This is a genomic window from Candidatus Hydrogenedentota bacterium (assembly GCA_016791475.1).
Taxonomy (GTDB): Bacteria; Hydrogenedentota; Hydrogenedentia; order Hydrogenedentales; family JAEUWI01; genus JAEUWI01.
Map to the genome: position 1 here is coordinate 38869 of JAEUWI010000042.1, position 19700 is coordinate 58568.

At 61.4% G+C, this 19700-nt stretch carries 13 protein-coding genes; 9 read left to right on the top strand and 4 right to left on the bottom strand.

From position 1 onward, the window contains the following. Positions 1-167 precede the first annotated feature (167 nt). Both JNK74_20005 and JNK74_20010 read right to left on the bottom strand, forming a co-directional pair. Positions 168-1385 (bottom strand): HEAT repeat domain-containing protein, encoded by a 1218-nt coding sequence (locus JNK74_20005; protein ID MBL7648469.1) that lies wholly within the window; start codon positions 1383-1385, stop codon positions 168-170. 21 nt (positions 1386-1406) lie between these two features. Beyond that, entirely contained in the window at positions 1407-2456 is a 1050-nt protein-coding gene (locus tag JNK74_20010) for a hypothetical protein (protein MBL7648470.1), read from the bottom strand. 138 nt (positions 2457-2594) lie between these two features. On the opposite strand from JNK74_20010, the gene rsgA reads away from it, so the two are divergent. Further along, positions 2595-3668, top strand: a complete 1074-nt coding sequence (rsgA, locus tag JNK74_20015; GenBank protein ID MBL7648471.1) for a ribosome small subunit-dependent GTPase A — start codon at positions 2595-2597, stop codon at positions 3666-3668. 33 nt (positions 3669-3701) lie between these two features. Here the strand turns inward: rsgA and JNK74_20020 are convergent, their stop codons facing one another. After that, a complete protein-coding gene (locus JNK74_20020; GenBank protein ID MBL7648472.1) occupies positions 3702-4322 on the bottom strand; it encodes a hypothetical protein in 621 nt (206 codons plus the stop codon). 385 nt (positions 4323-4707) lie between these two features. Between JNK74_20020 and JNK74_20025 the strand changes: the two genes are divergently transcribed. The 7 genes from JNK74_20025 (at position 4708) to JNK74_20055 (ending at position 15894) form a co-directional block, all read left to right on the top strand. Further along, the gene (locus JNK74_20025; protein MBL7648473.1) at positions 4708-6387 is read left to right on the top strand and encodes a hypothetical protein; all 1680 of its coding nucleotides are present in this window, start codon (positions 4708-4710) and stop codon (positions 6385-6387) included. A 6-nt stretch (positions 6388-6393) separates the two neighbouring features. Further along, a complete protein-coding gene (locus JNK74_20030; protein MBL7648474.1) occupies positions 6394-7638 on the top strand; it encodes a beta-ketoacyl-[acyl-carrier-protein] synthase family protein in 1245 nt (414 codons plus the stop codon). A gap of 2 nt (positions 7639-7640) precedes the next feature. After that, positions 7641-10157 (top strand): GAF domain-containing protein, encoded by a 2517-nt coding sequence (locus JNK74_20035; GenBank protein ID MBL7648475.1) that lies wholly within the window; start codon positions 7641-7643, stop codon positions 10155-10157. After that, entirely contained in the window at positions 10154-12067 is a 1914-nt protein-coding gene (locus tag JNK74_20040; protein ID MBL7648476.1) for a GAF domain-containing protein, read from the top strand. Before JNK74_20035 ends, JNK74_20040 begins: the two co-directional genes overlap by 4 nt. Further along, positions 12045-13430 carry a sigma-54-dependent Fis family transcriptional regulator gene (locus JNK74_20045; GenBank protein MBL7648477.1) on the top strand — a complete coding sequence of 462 codons (1386 nt, stop codon included), beginning with the start codon at positions 12045-12047 and terminating at the stop codon, positions 13428-13430. The genes JNK74_20040 and JNK74_20045 overlap by 23 nt, the downstream gene beginning before the upstream one ends. A 259-nt stretch (positions 13431-13689) precedes the next feature. Next, entirely contained in the window at positions 13690-14589 is a 900-nt protein-coding gene (locus tag JNK74_20050) for a sugar kinase (protein ID MBL7648478.1), read from the top strand. A 51-nt stretch (positions 14590-14640) separates the two neighbouring features. Continuing rightward, positions 14641-15894, top strand: coding sequence for a Gfo/Idh/MocA family oxidoreductase (locus tag JNK74_20055; GenBank protein MBL7648479.1), 1254 nt, complete (start codon positions 14641-14643; stop codon positions 15892-15894). Between the two features lie 176 nt (positions 15895-16070). Here the strand turns inward: JNK74_20055 and rlmD are convergent, their stop codons facing one another. Further along, on the bottom strand, positions 16071-17288 hold the full coding sequence (gene rlmD / locus JNK74_20060; GenBank protein MBL7648480.1) for a 23S rRNA (uracil(1939)-C(5))-methyltransferase RlmD: 1218 nt from the start codon (positions 17286-17288) through the stop codon (positions 16071-16073). Positions 17289-17497: 209 nt separating this feature from the next. Between rlmD and JNK74_20065 the strand changes: the two genes are divergently transcribed. Then, a complete protein-coding gene (locus tag JNK74_20065; GenBank protein ID MBL7648481.1) occupies positions 17498-19699 on the top strand; it encodes an acylase in 2202 nt (733 codons plus the stop codon). Position 19700: the final 1 nt, after the last annotated feature.

Consider the following 19700-nt stretch of genomic DNA (forward strand, 5'->3'; position numbering starts at 1 on the left):
ATGTAGATCCAAAATTGGCCAAACACAACATATCCCGATTTTCCGCGAATTCCCAATCACACGCACCGGGGAGTCCCAAATCTTCCCGGCGTCGCTCCCTCCACGATCCTAACGGATAGTAGCAGTATCGGCCGCATAAGTGTCAAATTTCTGCCGCCTGCCCTGGACTAGCCCGCCAGGTCGTGGTAGAGCCGGGCGCTCAACGCCACACGCGACGGTTCGCTCGACGTGCGCCATGCGTTCAGCAACGCCCTGACCTGAGGCCGACTTGCTCGCAGGCCCCACTTTATCCGCTCGTACAGCGCGGTATCGGATTCGGTCGACGCCACTTCGAGGAGCCGGATAATCACTTCCTCATCCTTGGGGGACACGGCGGCCAGTCCGTAGTAGATCGCATTATGCCGGACCAGCGCCGCCTCGTCGCGGCTCAGCTTTAACAGGGTATCCACCGCCCGGGGGTGCATGTGGGTCGCCGCCAGAACCCACCGTTCACCAATCAGGCGGGCCGCGAGCGCCCGGACACGAGGGTCCGAATCGGAAGCGCACCGTGAGAAAGCGGCCAGCACGCTCTCGGGAAGGATTGGAAGAACGTCATTGCGCTGAACGAATTCGAGTGCTGCGTTGCGCCCATCCGACGTGCCCGAGTCCAATTCCCTGAGTATTTCTGGGAGCCTGTCGCCGAATTTATCGAGAGCGCGGGCCCGGTTGCGATCGCGGACCCAGTCCTGCGCCTTGAGTTCCCGGTTCCAGAGCTTCCGAATGATCGCCAGCTTCTCACGGTCGACATCGCCCCCGTGCGCGGTGTAATCGTCAAGTATGGCCAGCGCCTCGCTGCGTTGATCGGCAATGGCCCATACCACCCGGCTGAGTTCGTCGCCATCTTCGGATGCGAGACTGAGCGCCGCCAGCGCCCGGAGCACGTTGGGCGGCAGGGGTCGCACGACGGACACGCCAAACCGAAGGGCGGCGCTTCTGGCCTCCGCAGCCCCCGCCTGTTCCTGGTCGATGTCCAGCGCGTGGTACATGATCTCCACCGCGTTCCCGTCCTGCGTGGATTGACCTTCCACAAAGCGGCGACCCAGCCAACGGAGAAGCTCGGCGCGATCTCCCCTGTAGTGGCGAAAGCCCTGACGAACCGTTGCGAAGACGCGCGATTTATCCGCTTCATCCCGATTCGGAGCGGCCCAGAGCGCCGCCAATTCCGCGGCGCCCTGAGCGCTATCGGGAAAGAACCCTTCAAAGTTTGGCGGTAAATAGCGGTCTTCCGCGCACCAGGCAAGGTCCCTATCGGGATGGTCCGCCGCCCCGACCTGGCGCGGGGACACGAGGTAGAACGTGAAGTAACAGAGAAGGACCAGCCCGTGTGCGGCACCCGTTCGACGCATCCTTCCCCTCCTTTGGCGCCCCTAAAGCGCTATGGCCGCGACGATACCCTGCACCAGGCGGTGAATCACAAACGTGCAGGGCCAGAGCAGCAATGAACAAAGCAACCAGGAAAGACAGAAGCTGATGGCGCTTTCGAGGCGCAGCGGATAGCGCTCCGCAATCATCATCAGTTTTATCATCAGCGCAATCGTCGCCGCGAGCCCCACCAGAATGCGGTAGAGCATCATAAACACCATGAAGTAGGTTGCGGCAAGCGTGACCAGTTCATTGAGAATGGTGAACACAACCGCGAGGTAGGCGACCGTCGGCCAGTTCTCCTCGATTCCCCCCTCGTAGGCCAGGCGGGACCATGCCAGTGCGGCGTAGAGCGTTATCCCCTGGCCCAGGGTGCTGACGGCAATATTTACCCCCCGGACTACCCAGTGCCACGCCGTGGGCAGATCGGCCGCCTTCTCCATATCGGACATAAAGAGTGTGGCCATCCACCGCTCCACCGGAAGCACGTTGATGGCGACAAGCGCGACCGCGGCGACGACGGAGAGGGTGATGATTTCCTTGCGCTTTCTTCTCTCTTTCTCTTCCGCCTCGGGGTGGGGCTGCTGGTGCATTTTGCGCGGGGGCGCGGGCCGATAGAGTTCGCGCCGGAGCCAGTCTTCCGGCTTTATATAATCCTTCTCCGCCTGGGTGTGGCAGATATGGCACACCACCCCGTCCGGGTGACGGTGCATGTCCCAGTCTCCGCGAAACTCGCGCTGACACCGGGCGCAGCGCGCCTCGGCGTCCGGGGTGCGGACCGCCTCGCGCACTCGCCCCTCCCATGCGCGCTGAACAGGCGGGGGCGACGCTTCCTCCGCAACACCCGAGGGACTTTCAAAGGCGTGGGTCGTGCTGAACTCCCCTCCATTGTCCCCGGGGAGACCTCCGACCACGGGGCTGAACTCTTCGGCCTTGTAGTCACCACCGCCGGAGCGAAGGGGCTGACCGCAGGCGAGGCAACAGGGTACCTCGCCGAATCCGAATCCATCGATGTTGTTTCGCTGCCCGCATGAGCAAATAATTGATCGCCCCATGATGCCTCTCACTGGTTGAGTGCCCTGTTTAGCCCTCTTCTACGCCAATCCCCGTGCGAAACGCAAACCGGATGCGCATATCCGGATACAATCAGGGGGGAACATGCATTCAACCTCACCCCTTCGGGAGATCGAGAAGTGGAAGAATCACTGGCGTCTCTGGGCTTCCTGCCCTGCTTCCAGACGGCCATGGAAGAACACGGCTGGGCCCATCTTGAACCCGGTCGGGTGGTCGAGGCTCACCTGGAAAAATACCTCGTGCGCAGCGCGCAGGGCCTCCACAAAGCCGAAATATCCGGAAAACTGCGGTTTTCACTCGACGAGCGCTCCGATTTCCCCACCGTGGGGGATTGGGTGGCCATCGCAGTTTTCGATGATGGCACGGCGGTGGTCCACCAGCTCCTGCCGCGAAAGACCGCGCTCTGTCGGCGCGCCGCGGCCCATCAGTCGACCCGGCAAGTCATCGGCGCAAACATCGATGTAGCCCTTATTGTCCAGGCTGTCGAACGCGACTTTAACCTGAACCGTCTGGAGCGCTATCTGGCTGCTGCGCACGGCGGCGGCATCGAGCCTGTGGTGGTCTTGAGCAAGTGCGACTTGATGGCGCCGGAAGAAGTGGAGGCCCAAACCGCAAGAATCGAGTCGAGACACCCCGGCCAGCGGGTACTCCACACCAGCAGCATGGAAGCCGGCGGACTGGAAGCGCTCAGGACCTTTCTGGAAGACGGCAAGACCTATTGTGTGCTCGGTTCTTCCGGCGTGGGCAAGTCCACGCTGATCAACGGGCTCCTCGGAGAGGAATTGTTGGATACCCAGGAACTGAGCGATTGGAATCAGCGGGGCAAGCACACGACGACCCACCGCGCCCTTTTTCTGGTTCCATCCGGCGGCATTCTCATCGACACACCGGGCATGCGGGAATTGGGGCTGGCGGACGGCGAAGGAGGACTCGACCGGACATTCGCCGACATTGTCGCCCTCGCGGAGAACTGCCGATTCAGCGACTGCAGCCACGGCGACGAACCCGGCTGCGCCGTCGTCGCGGCACTGGAATCCGGGGAACTGGACCCGGAAAAACTGGAGAACTACGAAAAGATTCGCCGGGAAGCCGCGCACTATGAAGCATCGGCCGCGGAGAAGCGCAAGAAGGACCGCAACTTCGGTAAGCTCGTCAAACGCATCAAGAAGGAGAAGTATGGGAAGCACTTCTGAGGCGCGCGCGATACACTCGCAATTCGACGGAAGTTATTTCCCGGTCGGCTCCTCAGACGGTGGCTCTTCGGTTGGCGAATCAAACCCGTAGAGCGCCAGCAGATCGGCATGGCGCTTCAACGCGCTGCCACTGGAGGAACCGTCCCGATGGCCAATCAACTGGGCGCTGGGCGCCCCGGCCCAAATTTCCCCCGGTCCCACGTCCTTCTTGATAATACTGCGGGGCACGATGACGGCCCCGTCACCCATGGTAACCCCGGGCATGATATAGCTGTGGGCACCGATGAAGCAGTTCTTCCCGATGCGTATCGGAGCCGTCTGGTGCGGTGTCAGGCGCCAATGAACGTCCGTACCGTGAAAGGTGTGGTTCATGTCGCGCAATACGGCGTAGGCCTCCACCGAGGTACCATCACCGATCTCTACGTATTCATTGCCGGCGACCAGCACATGGTCTCCCAGCGTGACGTCGTTGCCCAGCACGATCTTGCCGAGCCTGTGGGTGCGCAGAAGCACGTTGTTACCCAGTATCACGCGATCACCCAGTTCCACATGACCTTTGATTTCAAGATAAGTGGCGAGAAACTGACAGTCCTTCCCCACCTTTTCAAACTGCTTCGCGAAGTTGCGCGCGCGTAGGCTTTGCATAATTCCCATTACGTAGATTCCTTCAATGCCATTTTACCGGTCCACCACACCGTGGCACAATGCCCAAAGCCTTGTCACCACTTGTGGGCGCGAGTTCTCCCGCAAATGCCGTATCAAATCACTACACCCGCTTCCACTTTCTACCAAATCCCCAGTTTTCACCCTGAGACTATTCACCCGCCTTGAATTGCGCAAAGTGTTTTGTGGCAAGGACTAAGATATGTCTGCCGCCCCGAAGAAGCCAAAAAATGGTGTACATTTTTGTACTTGCACAGTTTTTGTATACGTGCTAGTATGTTGCTCAATATATAGCGTCACTTTATCTTCGTTTGGTCTACATATTGTGTATGGCACGGCTCGCCTACGGGAAGAGCCTGGGACGAAACAATTATCCATGGGTAGTCGAATCCACCTATATGCGCTTCCGGGATTGCCCATTCACGTGGACGATCTCATGCCGCAGCCCATGCTGGCGCGGTGCAGCGGCACCCTTGTCGCCCAGGGCCATTCGGTACTGATTATCGACGAAGGGTCCGTGGACTGCCTCGACGCCGCCTGCTGCCCCGCCCTGAACCATGCCCTGGCCGATCACCTGGACCACGTGGAAGGCCGCCTCGAAGGCTGGGCCGGCAGATTTTCGTCGCGAGAACGCCACCTGCGACGTGCCGTGGACAGGTTTCGTGGCGAACGCGTCGCCCGCGTCATCGCCCGACACGCGGCAGCGCCTCCCGACCTGGCCCTGATCCAGATTCATCGCCCGAAGGACGTGGCCGATGCCCGCCTCCTCGCGCAAGGGCTCAAGGAGCGCCATCCCGGCCTTGTTGTGGCGGTCGCGGGTGAATTTGTAGAGAATTTTGCACGGCTGCTCCTTCACGGCAGCGCCGAATTTGACGCCGCCTGCCTGGAGTCCCCCGAATCCGTGCTCACCGGTCTTGCCCGAAGTCTTGCCGCGCGGGAGCAGTGGGCCTCTGTTTCCGGCCTGCTGTTTCGGGATGGCGCCCGTCTGGTGGAAGGCGCGGGCGGCGCGCTCCAAATCGATCCGCGCTTTTCCTCCGCGGACTACCATCCGGCCCGGTATCCCGGCCTGCTGGACGGCGGCAAGATCAAGCTCTTCACACTGCCCCAGACCACGGGCCACGCCCACCGCGGGCATTACCGCGGGGGCTCCCCGCCGCGCAAGCGCGTGGTGCGAGAGTGCCGCCAGTTGCGATCGGACCTTGAGCAACTGCACCGCCTCTACGGGGCGGAGATCTTCCACGTCAGTGGAAGCCACACACCGGCCGAAATGGTGCAGGGCTTCGCATCGGAGTGCCTGGGCCTTCCCTTTTCCATTCGCTACAGCCGCGATGCCCACGTACACGAACTGGGCGCGGACGCGGTCCACGCCTTGAGCGTTTCAGGTTGCGAGGCCGTGGGATTGACCCTTCTTACGGGCAGCCAGTGGACACTGTCGGACTACTACGGCGAAAACTGGACCATCAGCGAAGCGGAGACCTGCCTGCGGCACATTCGTTCCCATGGGCTGTACGTCCACACGACTTTTACCTTCCCCTGCCCGGTGGACGACTACCACACCCGCGCGGAGACCTTCCGAATCGTCCGCCGGAACCGTCCGGATGGAATTCGGTTGAGCCTTCCGACGCTGGCGCCCGGGAGCGCCTGGTTTCAACATGCCAGTGAGTTTAATTTCGACCTTTCGCTTAAGAAACTCGAGGCCTGGGTCTGCAATCCCCCCTTCACCGCGAACCTGCGGGATGAGGCGGCCAGCCTCCCATTCCAGATCGGCTCGCTCCGGGCAACCGGTGTGGCGGGACGCTGCGCCGAGGCGTCCGCGGAGCTGGCGGAACTGGAGATCGCGGAAGTCGCCGGTGCGGCCGTCGCCCTTATGGCCCGGGTATCGGGATACGCCGGTCATGAATCCGAGTATACGCGCACGCTCGAAGACGCGGCGCTCCGCCTGGATCTCGGCCACCTGCGCGAGGCCATCGAACTATTCAACGTCCGGGCGACCGCCTCGATCAATACCATCGACCTGTTCCCGGCGGTTCCGGTCAAGAAAGTTGTGGGGAATTAGCGAACTATGGAAATCAATGCGGTAGTCGTAACCGGCATGGGCGTATTGTCCTGCAACGGCATTGGACGCGAGGCCTACTGGGACGCCATTGCGGCGGGGCGCACGGGCATACGCAATATAAAGCGCTTCGACGCCTCGGACCTGCCCTGCCAGATCGCGGGAGAACTCTGGGATTTCAATCCCGAAGATTTCATGAAAAAGAGCGTGGTGCGCAACTGGAACCGCCATGTCCACCAGGCCATCGCCGCGGCGCGCCTGGCGGTTCAGGACGCGGGCCTGAAGGCCGCGGGCTACGATCCGGAGCGGATCGGTGTTTCGGTGGGCACGAGTATCGGCTCACCGGACGAGGCCTACAAGGGCCACATGGAGGCGATGGAGACGGCGGGCTACAAGAAGATTAACAAGCTGGCTTCGTCGGCCTTTTCCGGACATTCGGCCACGGTGCACGTGTCGATCGATATCGGTGTTCGCGGACCGGCCATCACGATTGCCAGCGGCTGCGCCACGGGGCTGGACGTGTTGAACTGGGGCTACAATCAGATTCGCATGGGCTATGTCGACGCGGCGGTGGTGGGCGCGACGGAATCCCCTATTTTCCCCCTCTCCATCGCCTCAGCCTGTTCGCTGGGCATTCTTTCGCGGCGCAACAACGATCCAGGCGGCGCCATGCGCCCCTATGATCGGCACCGCGACGGAATTGTGCTCAGCGAGGGCGCATGCACGCTGGTGCTGGAACGGGCGGACAAGGCGCGCGCCCGTGGTGCGCGCATCTTCGCCGAAGTGGCGGGCACTGGCTCGGCCGCCGAGGGCCAGAACCCTCTGGTGCTGGAGGCGGAAGGCAAGACCCTGGCCCGGGCAATCCAGTCCGCCATGACCACCGCGGGGATGGGGCGCAGCGATGTCGGCTGCATTCAGGCCCACGGCGTATCCCTCGAAATGTATGACCGCTGCGAAACCAATGCCTATAAGCGGGTATTCGGCGAGCAGGCCTACCGCATCCCGGTCAGCGCGGTCAAGTCGATGATTGGCCAGTCCTATTCCACGGGCGGCCTGATGGGGGTGGGCGCCGCCCTGATGACACTCGAGCGGGGTATCCTTTCGCCGACGGTGAACCTGGAGGATCCCGATCCCGCCTGCGACCTCGATTTTGTGCCGTTGAAGGCGCGGATGAACGATATTGACTCGGCGCTCGTGGTCTCCATCAGCTTCGGCGGGACCCACTGCGCCACCGTACTGCGGAAGGTTGCCTGAACGTGGCCGATATCTCCGCGATAGCGACCTCGACGCTGCTGATAACAGCCGCGGTGTCGAGCTGCCTCCTGGGCCTGCTGGTCCTGGTGCGCAATCCGGAGCGGAACACCCATCGATTTTTCGCCCTCCTGACCCTGAACCTCGCCCTGTGGTCGGCGGGTGTGTTTTTCATCATTCACTCCCACACCGAGGAAAGCGCGCGCAACTGGATTATGGTCACCTTTGCCGTGGCCAGCTTCCTCCCCGCCACCTTCTATCATTTCATCGGCTATTTCCCCGATCAGAAGTTCAAGGGAATGACGTGGTACCTCTACCTGCTCTATGCCGCGGCCATCACCCTCACGGGGCTGGTGAATACCCGTTGGTATATTGTCACGCTTCATCCCTTCGAAGACGCGCCGCCCCAGGCAACCTATGGACGGGTGTTCGACGTCTATTCGATCATGATCGTGGCGACGATGACCCTGATGTTCGTCAACCTGTTCCGGAAACTCCGCCACAGCCAGGGCATCCAGCGGCGACAGATCGAGCATGTCATCGCCTCCATCTTCGCCGGCGTGGGGCTGGCTTCCGCCACGAACGTCATCGCGCTGGCCCTTTTCGGCGTGGACAGCATGCAGCAGTATGGGCCCTGCTTCATGGTGCTGATGATGGCGGGCCTCGCCTACTCGATGGTCCGCTACCACCTGCTGGACATCTGGTTCATCCTCTCGCGGACTACGGTATACGCCTTCGTTACCGTCTTCGTCTTCATCCTCTATTTTTCGGTCGTTACACTCGTCCACGCCGTCTTCAGCCAGGCGGGCCGCGCCTACGACATGCTCAGCATCGCCCTGACCTCCATGGTCGTGGCGGTGGTCATTCAGCCCCTCCGCGAGCGCGCCCAGCTCCTGCTGGACCGGGTCATCCGGCACCGCCGCTACGATACGGAAGCCCTCAGCCAACGCATCACGCGTCTGGCCAATCAATATGTTCAATTGGAGCACATCATGGAGCGGGTGTCGGCGGATTTGCGCCAGACCCTCGGCGTCACGGGCCTGCGGGTGCTGCTGGTGGACAAGGGCAAAGACCCGCTGGTCTATACGGCCTACTCGACCCGGGACACCAACCCCGCGCCGGACGCATCGATCGGATTCGTGCTGGACTACGTGGCCGGCAATTTCGAGCCCCTTATCCTGGAAGAGTTGGAGCACCGCTCCCCCATCCCCCAGACCGCCCGCCTGGCCAAGAGCCTCCGGGCGCTCGGTGCGCAGGTCGTGATTCCCCTGGTCACCCAGTCCGGCGTGCTCGGGCTGATCGTCCTGGAGGACAAAGAAACCCACGACGTCTACACCTACGACGACTGGCGGGTTTTTTCCACCATCGCCGGCCCCCTCGCGACGGCGATAGAAAACTCCCGCCTCTACGGCCAGCTCGAAGAATTGAACGTGCACCTGGAACTAATTCTGCGCAACATGCGTGGTACGGTTATCGCCGTGGACACGAATGGCGTCATCAAGACGATCAATCAGGAGGGCCGTTCCGTGCTGGGTCCCGTCAGCCCCGGCATGTCGCTGGGGGTACTCGACACCAAGGTGGCCCACCTCCTCCAGATGACCCTGGACAACAAGCGCGGCATCGTGGATGTGGAGACCAATATTATCAATGGGGTTGGCGAGGAAATGCCGGTGGCCATGTCCACCTCGTGCCTGGATATGCCGGGCCAGGGCATGAAGGGGGCGATGGTGCTGATCCACAACATGACCCAGATCAAACGCCTTGAATCCAATGTACAGCGCGCGGACCGGCTCAATTCCATCGGCACGATGGCCGCCGGCATGGCCCACGAAATCAAGAACCCGCTCCAGTCCATCAAGACATTCACCCAACTGCTCCTGGACCGTTACGACGATGCCGACTTTCGAAATACCTTCGCCGAAGTGGTTCCACCCGAAGTGGACCGCATCGACAACATCGTGACGCGCCTGCTCCACTTCGCGCGGCCGCAACCGGTTTCCTTCCGCCTTCACGACATCCGCCAGATACTGACCAACGTCTTCGCGCTGGTGGAAAACCAGATGCGGAAGTCCGGCGTGGCGCTGCATCTGGACATGCCGGAGAACGGCGTGGGCGTGATGGCCGACAATCAGCAGTTGCATCAGGTCTTTCTTAATCTGGTGCTCAATGCCATCGAGTCGATGACGGACTCGCCCAACCCCATGATCGAAGTCAAGGTGAGCACGGGCCACGGGCGGCTGCAACAGAAGGGCTCCGTGCTTCGTCACGACGTGCCCTGCGTCCGCACCGTCATCCGTGATCGGGGCTGCGGGATCTCTCGCGAGCACCTGAAACAGTTGTTCACGCCGTTCTTCACGACCAAGGCCGATGGCAGCGGGCTGGGGCTGTCGGTGGTGCATGGAATTATCACGGAACATCAGGGTGTCATTGATGTAAGCAGTACCCCCGGCGCCGGTTCGTCCTTTACTGTAACTTTCCCGCTGGCGGGGAGCACCGAATCCATCGAAAGGGTCGGGCTATGAACGTGTTGCTGGTCATTGCCGAAGACAGGAGCGTTTGGGAGGCGCTGCGCGCCTCGCTGCCGGAGGGCGACTTGATCCTGCATGAGCCCAGCGTGGCCACCGCCCGCCGCCGGATCGCATCGGTAACGGTGGACGCGATATTTCTGGACGACACCTCCCTCAGCGGCGAGAACCTGGTCGAGGCGGTGAAGGACATGGCGCCGGGCGTTCCCCTCGCGGTCCTCTCCAATCGCGAGGACCTGCTGACCCAGGCGGCCCTCACCCGATCGGGCGCGAATGCCGTACTCACCAAGCCGTTTTCCTGCGATTCCCTACAGGAGGCCCTGGCTTCCCTGGTTCATACGACGGTCATGGCGAGCGTGGTGCAGCCCCACCTGGAAGTGCCGAGCCACCAGCCGATTTTCCTGGGCCAGCACCAGATGGCCCTTCGCTGGATCAGCCGCCTGACCGGATGCAAGGATGACATGGACCGGTTGGCCCGCCGCCTGATGGAGGCCACGGTAGACATTTTCGACGCGACCCGCTGCTGCCTGCTGCTGGAAAAAGGCGGGCGCGTATCCGTGGGCGCGTCCCACGGGCTCAATGAGCACATCACCGGCCAGCTCCGCCTTTCCTTCAGCGCTGGACTGATGCACTGGTTTGACAGCCACGCGTGCCTCTTTGATGTCCACGCCATTCGCTCCTCGCCCCAGGCGCTGAAAGAACTGCAAGTCCTCAACGGCATCCTGGCGGCGCCCCTCATGCGGGATGGCCAGGTCTTCGGCGCGCTGGTTCTCGGTGAAAAGGCCTCGGGGCTCTCCTATGTGCAGGAAGAGCGCGAGCTACTCTCGCTCTTCGTGCGCTCCGTGGAGATCCTCTTCGAAGACATGTCGCCCTACCGGCGCATCGAACACGAAACGCCGTCGGTCATGGCGGGCGATCTTCCGGTCGGCCTGGTCTCCGTTTCCGGAGATCGCAAAATCATGGCGCTGAACAAGCGGGCGGAGATCCTCCTGCAACTGTCCGCGGCGAAGGTGCTGGGGTCCAGCGTGCAGAAGCTCGGCTCCGCTTTTGCCGATGTCATCCTCCGGAGCATGGCGCGCAAGGAATCGCGCTTCAATGAGGTCATTCGCGATCCCGTTTCCAAAGGCCAGCTCTCCCTCAATGTGGCCCCCGACCCCCACGGCGGCGCGACGGTTGTCTTCCAGGCCCACGCCGAGGATCGGGTCTCCCAGGAAGAAATCGCCTACAGCCCCTTCTGGGAATATCTCTCCACCCGCGTCGCCCAGGAAATCAAGAACCCGATGGTGGCCATCAACACCTTCGCCCAGCTCCTGCCGCGCAAGTATGAGTCCGAAGACTTCCGGGACGCCTTCAGCCGGGTGGTCCAGCAGGAAGTGGAGCGCATCAACCGGGTCGTGGAGACCCTCTTCGAATTTGCGCGCAACCCCAACCTGCGCCTCCAGCAATGCGACATCAATGAGACCGTCCGGTCGGTATTGAGCTCTTTCGAGACCGAGCTGGCAAATCGCTCCATCAAACTGGCGCAGAATTACGATCCGGACCTGGACGAGACCGACATGGACCCGGTCTTCTTCTCCCAGGCCCTCCACAATGTGGTGCAGAACTCCATCGAGGCGGTGCCTCCAGGTGGTACAATACAGGTCAGCACGGCGCGCAAGGACAACTCAATCGAGATACGCATCGCGGATTCCGGCCCCGGCGTGCCCAAAGAAGAGACGGACCGCATTTTTCTGCCCTTCTACAGTACGAAGGAGCACGGGATGGGTCTGGGCCTGACGATCGCCAATCGCATTCTCCACCAGCATCAGGGCGCCATTCGGTGGGTCACTGATGAAAAGGACGGCAATTATTTCGCCCTTCAGATACCGACTACGGAGCTGAGCCATGCAGACCATTCTGGCGATTGATGATGAACTGAGCATCCGGGAATCCTACCGGATAATTCTCAGCGACGACTACCGGGTGTACCTGGCGGAAGATGGCGCGACGGGCCTCCAGATCCTTTCCGAGAAGCATGTGGACCTGATCCTCCTCGATCTCACCATGCCCGGCATGACGGGGATGGACTTTCTGGAGCGCCTCGACGAACGGGGCGAGATGGTTCCCGTACTGATTGTGACCGGCTCCAACACCGTGGATATTGCGGTAAAGGCCATGAAGAAGGGCGCGCGCGAATTCGTTATCAAGCCTTTCGACGTCGACGATCTCACCACGCTCGTGGAGCGCACCCTGGAGGAGCTGCGGGAAAAGCGCGAGCTGTCCACGCTGCGCGAGCAGGGCTCGGCGGGTTTTGAGCACATTATCGGAGAGGCCCCGTCCCTGCTGGAAGCCCTGGCCAAGGCGCGTCAGGCGATGGAAGTGGACTCCACGGTGCTGATCACGGGCGAAACGGGCACCGGCAAGGACGTCCTGGCCCGGGCGATTCACTTCGGCGGCAAACGCAAAGCCGACCCCTTCGTTCCCCTTTCGTGCTGCGCCATTCCGGCGAACCTGGTGGAGAGCGAACTTTTCGGTCTCACCAAGGGCGCCTTCACCGGCGCCACCGAAAGCCGTGTGGGCAAGATGCAGGTGGCCGATCGCGGAACGCTCTTCCTGGACGAAATCGGCGAGATGCCCATCGAGGCCCAATCCAAGCTCCTGCGCGTCCTCCAGGAAGGCACCTTTTATCCGGTGGGCGGCAATCGTGAAATCGAGGTCGATGTACGCTTCATCTGCGCGACCAATCGCCCCTTCGACAAGGCCATCGAGGAAGGACTCTTTCGCCAGGACCTCTATTACCGCATCAACGTGCTCCCCATCACCATGCCGCCCCTGCGCAAGCGACGGGAAGACATACCCAAGCTCATTGCCCACTTCGTGGCCAAGCACGGCCCGCGGGTCAACTCTCGCGTCCAGGATTTCGAGGCCCGGGCCATGTCGCGCCTCATGGCCTGCCAGTGGCCGGGCAATATACGTGAACTCGAAAACACCGTGGAGCGCATTCTCGTCTGCCACAGCGGCGAACGCATTATCCGCGCGGAATACCTGAACGGTATCGTAGCCGGCGAGGGCGGCGTCGAGGTCAATGGCCTGGAAGACTTCGCCGGACTCCCCCTCCAGGAGGCCACCCAGCGCCTCGAACGACACCTGATCAAGAAAGCGCTGGAGCAATGCAACTACGTCCAGTCCCAGGCGGCGGATGCCCTCGGGACAACCCGGCGTATCCTCAAGTACAAGATGGACCAGTTGGGCATCAGCGACCAGGAAGACAAACAGTCCCTGGCGAGTTGACACACGCCCTTTCATCCCCCTTCGAGGCAAGAATCCGACCTATCCGGGTAACTTGTAGTGAATCTTTGACGCCCCGCCTGGACTACGAAAACCCCCGGTTTCATGGCGGGCCAGTACTGCATGAGCCAAACCGGATTTGCTATCATTCCACACAATCCCATGAAGCCGTACACCCATTCGTCCTGCTTCGCTACGCTCTCTTGTCTCAAAATCGCCACGTTCCCTGAACGTCGCCCGCTACAACAAGGAACATCACTTCATGAGCATTACCGTCGTTGGCTCTGTTGGCCTGGATACTGTGGAAACGCCTTCGGGCCGCAATGAGGAGGGCCTGGGCGGGGCGGCGGTGTACTTCTCCCTCGCCGCGGCCAACTTTGTACCTGTCAATCTGGTCGGTATCGTGGGTGAGGACTTCCCCGCCGAGCACGTGGCGCTCCTGGAATCGAAACAGATCAATCTGGAGGGCCTGGAACGGGCGGAGGGAAAGACCTTCCGCTGGTCCGGAAAGTACCACGACGATGTGAACGAGCGGGACACGCTCGACACGCAGTTGAATGTCTTCGAGACCTTCCACCCCAAGCTCCCCGAATCAACCCGGAACGCGCCCTATCTCTTCCTCGGCAACATCCATCCGGCCCTCCAGCTTGAAGTGCTGGACCAGGCCCAGCCGAAGTTCATCGCCCTGGACACGATGAACCTGTGGCTCACCATCACCCTCGGCGAGGTGAAAAAAGTGCTCGCCCGCGTGAACTGCCTGATCATCAACGATGGCGAAGCGAAGCAGCTCACCGGCGAAATGAATCTGCGCGATGCGGCGCGGGCGATCCGCGCCATGGGACCCTCCATCGTGGTCATCAAGAAAGGCGAGCACGGCTGCATGCTCTTCGGCGCGGACGGCGAGATTTTCTCGATTCCCGCCCTGCCGCTGGAGGTGGTCATGGACCCGACCGGTGCGGGCGACAGTTTCGCCGGGGGCTTCATGGGCCATATCGCCCGGAGCGACGCCACCGACTTTGAGACCCTGAAGCAGGCCGTAGTGTATGGCAGCGCCTCGGCCTCCTGCACCTGCGAAGCCTTCGGCCCCGACGCCCTGGCGGCGGCGGACACTGCGAAGATTCAAGAACGCTACGCGGCCTTCAAACAACTGACGTCCTTCTAATCAAGAAACTTTTCGCCGCCGCGCGGCGCCACCCACAGGAGCAGTACCACGATGAAAACGACCCCGACCCGTCGTGAATTTCTCAAGACGGCCTCCCTCAGCGCCGCGGCGGTTTCCATGAGCGCGGCAAGCTATGCCCGCGTCAAAGGCGCCAATGACCGCATCAACATCGGCCAGATCGGCTGTGGCCGTCGCGGCGTGGGCGCCCACATGGATGGCGTCCATAACCACGACAAGGACCTGAACGTCCAGTATGTGGCCGTTTGCGATCCCTGGAAAGTCTCGCGCGAAAATGCCGCCGCGCGGATCAAAGAATGGTACGGCCTCGACGCCATGCACTTCGTGCACTATGAAGAACTTTTGGCGAAGGACGACATCGACGCCGTCATGATCGCTTCGTGCGACCACCAGCACACCACCCACCTGGAAGCCGCGGCGAAAGCCGGCAAGGACACCTACTGCGAGAAACCCCTGGCCATGGACCTCAAATCGCTGAATGCCGCGGTGGAGGCTGTGGAGAAGAGCGGGATCATCTGCCAGATCGGCACCCAGCTCCGCAGTTATCCCAGCTTCGGCGGTGCGAAAGCCATCATCGATTCCGGAGCCCTCGGCACAATCCACCGCATCGAGCAGGTGCGCAATGCGGCGGAACCCTATTGGTACGGCTACCTGCAGGAAGTGAAGAAAGAAGACGTGGAATGGGACATCTTCCTCATGGATGCGCCAAAACGCGAATTCAGTGCCGTGGCCTATTCCGGCTGGATGGGCTACATGGACTTCTGCCACGGCCCTGTGCCCCAGTTGGGCGTGCACTTTCTGGATCTCGTGCATTACATGACCGGGGCCCACTGCCCCAGCAGCGCCACGTGCCACGGCGGCACCTTCGTCTGGAAGGATGACCACAAGTTCGACACGCCGGACCAGGTCAGCGCCCAGTACACCTACCCCGAAGGCTTCATGGTGTCCTACACGTCCGACTTCGCCAACGGCGACGGCAACGTGTTCAAAGTCTACGGCACCAAAGGCACGCTGGACCTGACCGATTGGAACAACCCGAAGATTTCCGCAAAAGGCGCACGCAAAGGCGAGACGCCCCTCGATCCGGGTGATGGAAACATCCCCCCGGTGGAGCGCCCAAACCACATGCTGAACTGGCTCCAGTGCCTCCGCTCCCGCGAGACGCCCTTCGCGCCGATCCAGTCGGGCTACGACCACTCCGTCGCGTCCATCATGGCAACCCAGGCCCTGGCCACAGGTCATCGCCAGGTGTACGACGCAGAAAAGAAGACCATTAAGAACGCCTGATAAGAAAACGAATAGGCCGCCCCTGAAGACAGCCAGGGGCGGCGTTTTCTTATTGAGAATTGCAGTGCACTGCCGACTATGCGGGGACGGCAGAGACAACAGGGACTTCAGGGACGAATAACCTGTCGTCCCTGCTGTCTCTGACGTCCCTGTAGCCTGAAAAAAGCGCGCGCCCGCTACCGCCTTTTCAGCACCGCCAGCCCTTCCACGTGAGGCGTGTGGGGAAACAGGTCAAAGGCCTCAAGCGAAGTCAGGTCATACGCCTCCGTAAACACCGCCAGCTCCCGCGCCAGCAACTTCGGATTACACGACACATACACGATGTGCTCCGGCTGGAACTCCATCAGCCGCTTCAGCGCTTTGGGGTGCAGCGCCGACCGCGGCGGATCCAGCACCACCAGCGCACCGTCGGCCAGGCCGCCGTGATCCCGCTTCGCCGTGAGATACTTCTCCACCTGGGCCGTCTCAAAGTGGACATTCGTAATGCCGTTCACCTCCGCGTTGTGCCGACCGTCTTCCGTGGCCGGCGCGACTTCCTCCACGGACCACACGCGCTCCACCAGATCGCTGCAACTGAAGGCAATGCCGCCCGCGCCGCCATAGAGATCGTAGAGACTGTCCGGGGCAATCGCGCGCACGTGTCCCCGAATTGCGCCATACAAATTCTCCGTGGCCAGTGGATTGGTCTGGAAAAAACTCAGGGGCGAAATGCGGAAGGTCAGGTCACGCGTCCCTGCTCCATCCGGCAGGCGCAACGTTTCCGTAATGTGCGGTGCGCCCCAGAGCAGTTCCAGCCGCTCGGCCGTGGCCACATCGCTGCGGCCCGTAAAGAAACCGCGATAGACACTGGTGGCGCCATAGGATTCGCGCGCGAGTTCCACAAAAGGCTCACAGTCCAACTCGCCCTCGTGGGTAATCAACACCACCATCTTCTCCCCCGTCCGTTTCCCATCGCGCACGAGGAGATAACGCAGCACGCCGTCCTTTGTGCGGTTGTCCCATGCGCGAATATCGTGCTCGCGATACCAGGCCCGCGTCGCCTGCAGCAGCGCACTGGCGCCTTCCGGGCCGATGTGGCACTCTTCGATATCCAGCGGCCAGTACCACTGACCCTTCTTCTTGTAGCCCAGCACCGTCTCGCGAACGAAATCCTTCGGGGGCACTTCGGCATAGCGCATGCGACTGAAGGATGGATCGATTTTGTTCCGATAGTTCCAGATGACAGGCGAGGGCGTCAAATGCACCGGCGCAGTCCAGAAGTCGGCAAACAGTACGCCCAGCGCAGCAGATTTCGCCGCGACCTGCGCGGTATAGGCTACGTCTTGCGATTTGCATCCGCCACAGTCAAGAAAATGGGGACAGCGGACTTCGGCGTTTTCGTGCGAATGGGTCATGGAAATGGAAGACCTGAGAATGAAAGGGTGAGGTGGACAGCGCGATTCCGTGGGCGACCTGCCGGAAGGGCTATTGTAACCCGCTGCCGATATTCGATCCAAACCCGGCGCGCCCAAAAGAGGACTGACCACCCCGCCATTGGTATAATGACCACACGCTCCCGCTGCCCAGGGCACGCGGTACTTCCCCTGAACCACCACGAGGCCGCATGAAATTTCGCTGGACCCAGATCATCATCGGGGCACTTTGCCTGACACTCCTTGTTATCGTTGCGACGCAACTCCCCTATATCCGCTTCAACCCGCCGACACGGCAGCTCATTCCCGCGAAAGGCGCATTCAACGTCAAGATTCTTCGCGATACCTGGGGTGTTCCCCACATCTATGGCAAGACCGACGCCGATTGCGCCTATGGCCTGGCCTACGCCCACGCCGAAGATGACTACGCGACCATCGAGGAAGCCCTCTATCTCAGCAGGGGCATGTTGGCCATGTTGAAGGGCGAGGAAGCCGCGCCATTTGACTACCTCGTGAAGCTTTTTCGTTTCCGCGAGATCGTTCAGGAAAAATATGATACCGATCTGAGCCCCGAGGTCCGAAAGATCTGCGAGGCCTACGCGGCCGGCATCAACCACTTCGCCGCGCTCCACCCCCACGAAGTAACCCCCGGCATCCTCCCCGTTACCGGCCAGGACATCGTGACGGACTTCGTGTTGAAGACGCCCTTCTTTTTTGGACTTGAAGAGGAGGTGGTCAAGCTCTACGAAAGCAAGCGGGTCCAGTCCGTATCGCCGAATGAGCGGGAATTGAGCGCCCTTCCCGATGTGCTGGCCGACGGCCTCCCCACCGGCTCCAACACCTTCGCCATCGCCCCCGGGCGCACCCCGGACGGCAAGACCCACCTGGCCATCAATTCGCACCAGCCCTGGAGCGGCCCCGTCGCCTGGTATGAAGCCCGGATGAAAAGTGAAGAAGGGCTCGATATCGTCGGTGGCGTTTTCCCCGGCACCCCCGTGATTCTCCATGGGCACAACCTCGATCTGGGATGGGCCCATACCGTGAACAGTCCCGACCTGATCGACATCTACGCGCTGGAGATGAACCCGGACAATCCCGACCAGTACAAGTATGACGGCGAATGGAAGACCCTCGACAAGAGCACGGTTCCGGTGGTGGTGAACGTATTCGACGGCTTCATGTGGAAAGCAACGCAGGAAGTGCTCTACTCCATCCATGGCCCCGTTATCCGCCGCCCCCACGGCGTCTACGCCATCCGCTATGCGGGCTACGGCGATATTCGCCAGGTGGAGCAGTGGTACCGCATGGGCAAATCGAAAAACCTGGCCGAATTCGATGCCGCCATGGCCATGCAGGCCATCCCCTCCTTCAACGTGGGCTACGCGGACAAGGAAGGCAACATCCAGTATCGTTACAATGCCCTGCTGCCGCTCCGAAAAGACGGTTACGACTATTCGGGCTACCTTCCCGGTAACGTGTCGGAAAATATCTGGACCAAATACCTGCCCTTCGAGCAATTGCCCGTCGTCAAGAACCCCGCGTCGGGCTTTGTCGCCAATGCCAACGGCACGCCCTTCCGGACAACAGAAGGTCCGGAGAATCCCGACCCCGCCGCCTTTGCCCCCACCTTCGGCATCGAGCCCTTCGACGATATCACCAATCGCCAGCTACGCCTGCTGGAGTTGCTCGCGGCCGATACCTCCATCACGGAAGACGAGTTCTTCCAGTATAAGTACGATCAGGCCTATTCCCGAAGCGGCAAAGCCGCCGATGTGCTGAAGGAAATTCTGGATGCCCCCGAGCCGGACGATCCGCTATTGAAAGAAGCCGTGGCCGTCCTCCGCGCCTGGGATTTCAACACGAATCCGGAAAACACCAGCGCGGCCCTCGCCGTCTTGTTCCTCCGCAATGATTCCGGCGATGGCCTGAAAGGCCGCACCGGCCCCACGGCCATGGAGTTGCTCAAGGAACGCGCAACCCAGTTGAAAGACGCTTTCGGCCGCCTCGATCCGCCCTGGAGCGAGGTCAACCGCCTCGTGCGCGGCAACATGGACCTCGGCCTCGGCGGCGCGCCGGATGTGCTCAACGCAGTCTACGGCGAGTGGGTCAATGGCCGCTTCGAAGGACGCGCGGGCGATTGCTACGTGCTCCTCGCCACCTGGGACGCCGACGGCAAAGTGCACTCGAAAAGTATTCACCAGTTTGGTTCGGCGACGTCGAGGCCCGACTCGCCCCACTACGCGGATCAGGCCCCCCTCTTTGTGAAGCAGGAAACCAAACCGGTGTGGCTGAACGAGGCGGAGCTACGCCAGCACTTGGAAAAGGAATACGCGCCGGGTTATGAGCCCCGGATCATCGAAGGCAGCGCGCCCAAGATGGAAGACTACGAGTAGA

Excerpts from the sequence above, each read along its gene's own strand:
- JNK74_20005 (MBL7648469.1), bottom strand. The coding sequence starts at position 1,385 with ATGCGTCGAACGGGTGCCGCACACGGGCTGGTCCTTCTCTGTTACTTC.
- JNK74_20010 (MBL7648470.1), bottom strand. The coding sequence starts at position 2,456 with ATGGGGCGATCAATTATTTGCTCATGCGGGCAGCGAAACAACATCGAT.
- JNK74_20020 (MBL7648472.1), bottom strand. The coding sequence starts at position 4,322 with ATGGGAATTATGCAAAGCCTACGCGCGCGCAACTTCGCGAAGCAGTTT.
- JNK74_20025 (MBL7648473.1), top strand. The coding sequence starts at position 4,708 with ATGGGTAGTCGAATCCACCTATATGCGCTTCCGGGATTGCCCATTCAC.
- JNK74_20030 (MBL7648474.1), top strand. The coding sequence starts at position 6,394 with ATGGAAATCAATGCGGTAGTCGTAACCGGCATGGGCGTATTGTCCTGC.
- JNK74_20040 (MBL7648476.1), top strand. The coding sequence starts at position 10,154 with ATGAACGTGTTGCTGGTCATTGCCGAAGACAGGAGCGTTTGGGAGGCG.
- JNK74_20045 (MBL7648477.1), top strand. The coding sequence starts at position 12,045 with ATGCAGACCATTCTGGCGATTGATGATGAACTGAGCATCCGGGAATCC.
- JNK74_20050 (MBL7648478.1), top strand. The coding sequence starts at position 13,690 with ATGAGCATTACCGTCGTTGGCTCTGTTGGCCTGGATACTGTGGAAACG.
- JNK74_20055 (MBL7648479.1), top strand. The coding sequence starts at position 14,641 with ATGAAAACGACCCCGACCCGTCGTGAATTTCTCAAGACGGCCTCCCTC.
- rlmD (MBL7648480.1), bottom strand. The coding sequence starts at position 17,288 with ATGACCCATTCGCACGAAAACGCCGAAGTCCGCTGTCCCCATTTTCTT.
- JNK74_20065 (MBL7648481.1), top strand. The coding sequence starts at position 17,498 with ATGAAATTTCGCTGGACCCAGATCATCATCGGGGCACTTTGCCTGACA.